This is a genomic window from Ideonella azotifigens, assembly GCF_006519715.1.
Classification (GTDB): Bacteria; Pseudomonadota; Gammaproteobacteria; order Burkholderiales; family Burkholderiaceae_C; genus Ideonella; species Ideonella azotifigens.
Map to the genome: position 1 here is coordinate 1 of NZ_VIDT01000610.1, position 3,356 is coordinate 3,356.

Genomic DNA, 3,356 nt, shown 5'->3' on the forward strand with positions numbered 1-3,356 from the left:
GCTCGGTGGTGATGCTGGCGTCGGCTTGCCAGAACTCGGTCGACCGGCCTTGCGCGTCCACCGGAGTTTCACCGGCCCGCAGGTGCACCACCCGCGTGCCGTGCACCTGGTCCAGGTAGACAGGCTTGGCGCCGCCCAGCGCGGCGGCAAAACGCTGCTGGTTGCGCCAGATCGACTCGGGCACGTCGAGGTTGTCGCCGCGCAGGCCCGGTGGCCGCAGGTTCAGGCTGGCCCACGGTCCAAGGCTGACGCCGCCGGCCCGGGTGCTCATCAACCCTGCAGCCTCCGCCGGCAAACCGCTGGCGTGCAGCCAGATCGAATCCGTCACCAACTCATTCGGCATCGGGACAGCGCGCTGGATGCGTCTCGCTGAACGCTGGCAAGGCCATGCAGGCGTCGAAGACCTTCATGACCTGCGGCACATGGTCCAGCCGGCACTGGAAACGCTGGGCGTTGAAGATCTGCGGCACCAGCACGCAGTCGACCAGCCCCGGCGTGTCGCCCATGCTGAAGCGGCCCGCCTGCACTTGCAACTGGCGCTCGACCGTGGCCAGGCCGGTCTCGGTCCAATGCCGGTACCAGCGGGTCTTGTCCTCTTCCGACAGGCCCAGGTCCTTGACCAGGTAGCGCAGCACGCGCAGGTTGTTCAGCGGGTGAATCTCGCAAGCCATGTCCAGCGCCAGCGCGCGGGCCTGGGCCCGGCCCAGCGGGTCCGCCGGCAGCAGCGGTGGCTCGGGGTGCGTCTCGTCCAGGTACTCGATGATGGCCAGCGACTGGTGCACCGAGGCTTCACCGTCGCGCAGCAGCGGCACCAGCCGGGTGGCCGACACGGCGGCGTAGGACTCGCCCATCTGCTCGCTGCGTGCCAGGTGCACCGGCTTGTAGTCATAGGCCAGGCCCTTGAGCGCCAACGCAATGCGCACCCGGTACGAGGCCGCCGAGCGGAAGTAGTTGTAGAGCTCCATCACGGGTTTCGTGTCACGCACCTGCAACGATCTCGACCACCAGGCTGCCCAGTCCGGTGATCTCGCAGCGCAGCGTGTCACCCACCTTGACCGCGCCAACCCCTGCCGGCGTGCCGGTGTAGATCAGGTCACCGGGCGCCAGTTCCCAGCCCTGGCTCAGCACCGCGATGGTCTCGCGCACGTTCCAGATCAGGTCCGACAGGTCGCCTCGCTGGCGCAGCTCGCCATTGACTTCCAGTGTGATCGCGCCGCTGGTCAGCTCGCCGGTGCTGGCGACCGGATGCAGCGGGCCGATGGGCGCGGACTGCTCGAAAGCCTTGCCGATCTCCCACGAGCGGCCCTGCTTCTTCATGTCGTTCTGCAGGTCGCGGCGGGTCATGTCCAGGCCGATGGCGTAGCCCCAGATGTGCTCGCCTGCGGCTTCGGCGCTGATGTCCTTGCCGCCCTTTCCGATGGCCACCACCAGTTCCACTTCGTGGTGCAGGCTGTGGGTCAGCGTCGGGTAGGCCATGTGGCCGGTCTCGCCCTGCGGCACGGCCAGGATCGCGTCGGCCGGCTTCATGAAGAAGAACGGCGGCTCGCGGCCGGTGGCACCCATCTCGATGGCGTGTTCGGCGTAGTTGCGGCCGACGCAATAGATGCGGCGAACCGGGAATTGATCGCTGCTGGCGCCGGCGACTGGCACGGTGATGACGGCGGGGGCGGGAAAGACAAGGCTCATGGCGGCACGGAGCCGGCGCCGTGGCGGCTACCGGCGGCAAATGAGGGGGAAAACGAAGGGTGGACGACGATGATGCCATGCAGCCGGCAAAGCGCTGCGGCCTGCCCGCTACACTGCAAAGCCATGCTGCTCGAGCGCTCCATTCGTCACTGCCGCGCCTGCGGTTCGCCCACCGCCTACATCGTGCCAGCGGACGACAGCCGGCCGCGCGCGGTTTGCAGCCAGTGCCACACCGTGCACTACGAAAACCCCCTCAACGTGGTGGGCACTGTGCCGGTCTGGCAGGACCAGGTGCTGCTGTGCCGCCGCGCCATCGAGCCGCGCTACGGCCTGTGGACGCTGCCGGCCGGGTTCATGGAGCTGGGCGAAACCACGGCCCAGGGTGCAGAACGCGAAACCGACGAAGAAGCCGGCGCGCAGATCGAGATGCAGGGCCTGTTCACCGTGCTGAGCGTGCCGCGCGTCGGCCAGGTGCACCTGTTCTACCTGGCCCGCATGCTGGACACCACGCTGAACCCCGGCCCCGAAACCCTGGAAGCCAAGCTCTTCCGCGAAGACGAAATCCCCTGGGACGAAATCGCCTTCCGCACCGTGCGCGACACCCTGCTGCACTACTTCGAAGACCGCAAGACCGGCCGCTTCGAGGTGCACACCGGCGACATCCTGTAGCTGCCCGCGTTTCGCGTCAGGAGCTGCCCGTCGCCGAATCGGGATGCCGCGCCCGCCAGGCGCGCATCGCCTGGCGGTACTCGTCCATTGCGAGGTCGTAGAGGTCGAACACGCAAGGGTCGCAGCCATTGCCGCAGCAGGCGTCCAGGTCGGGCTGGAACGGGGGCGTGGGCATCGGGTCGGCGGCGGGCGTCGGTGCGGCGTCCACGGCTGAGTTCGGTATGGTGGGTCGGCCCTCAGGCCGCCAGCGCGTCGGCCGGCACCGCGGCCGGGCCGGTGATGCCGTCGATGTTGCATTGCCACAGCGCGTCGGCGTCGGCGGCGTCGGCCACACCTTCGGCGTACACCTTCAGGTCAAGGCCGTGCAGCATGCGCACGCTGCTGGCCACGTGCTGGATGCGGGCGTCGTCGTGGGCCAGGCCTTCGGTCACGCTGGCGTCGAGCTTGATGAAGTCGAGACCGGCCTCCAGCAGCACGCCGGGTTCGGCGATGTGTTCGCCAGCATGTTCCAGACCGACACGGGCGCCATGGGCATGCGCCATGCTGACCAGTTCGCGCAGCAGGCGCAGTTCGTTGAACGCGCCGGCTTCATCCACTTCGAGCCACAGGCCGGGCGAGGCCGCGCGGTGCAGGTCCAGCAGGCTGCGCAGCTGCGGCATCAGCGCGCTGTCTTTCAGCGAGTGCGGGCTGAGGTTGACCGAACGGGGGATGCCGTCGCGGGCGATCGCGCGCAAGGCCAGGTCGGCAGCGACCAGGTCGATGCGGGCGGTCAGCTGGGTGCGGCGCGCCATCGGCAACCACTTGGCACCGGACAGCGGCTCCGCCCCTTCGTCGAGCTGCAGGCGCAGCGGGCATTCGCGCAGCAGCACGGCGCGGGACGCGTCGATCAGCGGGAATTCGACCAGGTGCGCGCGCTCTGCCGTCAACGCGGCCTCGATGCGCGAGCGCCAGCTGTCTTCGCCCAGCATCACGCCGTCGCCGGTGTCGTCCAGTTCGACCGC

6 protein-coding genes are annotated in these 3,356 nt (G+C 68.9%); 1 reads left to right on the forward strand and 5 read right to left on the reverse strand.

The window, feature by feature from the left end:
* From FKP22_RS24965 to FKP22_RS24975, 3 genes are all read right to left on the reverse strand, one after another.
* Positions 1 to 343, reverse strand: a 343-nt coding sequence (locus tag FKP22_RS24965; RefSeq protein ID WP_233446964.1) for a laccase domain-containing protein, incomplete at its 3' end; no start/stop codon positions are given.
* A complete protein-coding gene (maiA, locus tag FKP22_RS24970; protein ID WP_141290372.1) occupies positions 333 to 965 on the reverse strand; it encodes a maleylacetoacetate isomerase in 633 nt (210 codons plus the stop codon). The genes FKP22_RS24965 and maiA, both read right to left, overlap by 11 nt.
* A 13-nt stretch (positions 966 to 978) precedes the next feature.
* On the reverse strand, positions 979 to 1,686 hold the full coding sequence (locus FKP22_RS24975) for a fumarylacetoacetate hydrolase family protein (RefSeq protein WP_141290364.1): 708 nt from the start codon (positions 1,684 to 1,686) through the stop codon (positions 979 to 981).
* A gap of 123 nt (positions 1,687 to 1,809) precedes the next feature.
* On the opposite strand from FKP22_RS24975, the gene FKP22_RS24980 reads away from it, so the two are divergent.
* Positions 1,810 to 2,355, forward strand: coding sequence for an NUDIX hydrolase (locus tag FKP22_RS24980; RefSeq protein WP_141290366.1), 546 nt, complete (start codon positions 1,810 to 1,812; stop codon positions 2,353 to 2,355).
* Between the two features lie 16 nt (positions 2,356 to 2,371).
* On the opposite strand, the gene FKP22_RS24985 is transcribed toward FKP22_RS24980, so the two are convergent.
* Positions 2,372 to 2,530 (reverse strand): oxidoreductase-like domain-containing protein, encoded by a 159-nt coding sequence (locus FKP22_RS24985; RefSeq protein ID WP_141290368.1) that lies wholly within the window; start codon positions 2,528 to 2,530, stop codon positions 2,372 to 2,374.
* A 61-nt stretch (positions 2,531 to 2,591) separates the two neighbouring features.
* Positions 2,592 to 3,356 (reverse strand): EAL domain-containing protein (locus tag FKP22_RS24990; RefSeq protein ID WP_141290370.1); only part of this gene is annotated, 765 nt, incomplete at its 5' end.

Bases quoted from the DNA above. Each gene is read 5' to 3' on its own strand.
- FKP22_RS24980 (WP_141290366.1), top strand. From the start codon at position 1,810: ATGCTGCTCGAGCGCTCCATTCGTCACTGCCGCGCCTGCGGTTCGCCC.
- FKP22_RS24975 (WP_141290364.1), bottom strand. From the start codon at position 1,686: ATGAGCCTTGTCTTTCCCGCCCCCGCCGTCATCACCGTGCCAGTCGCC.
- maiA (WP_141290372.1), bottom strand. From the start codon at position 965: ATGGAGCTCTACAACTACTTCCGCTCGGCGGCCTCGTACCGGGTGCGC.
- FKP22_RS24985 (WP_141290368.1), bottom strand. From the start codon at position 2,530: ATGCCCACGCCCCCGTTCCAGCCCGACCTGGACGCCTGCTGCGGCAAT.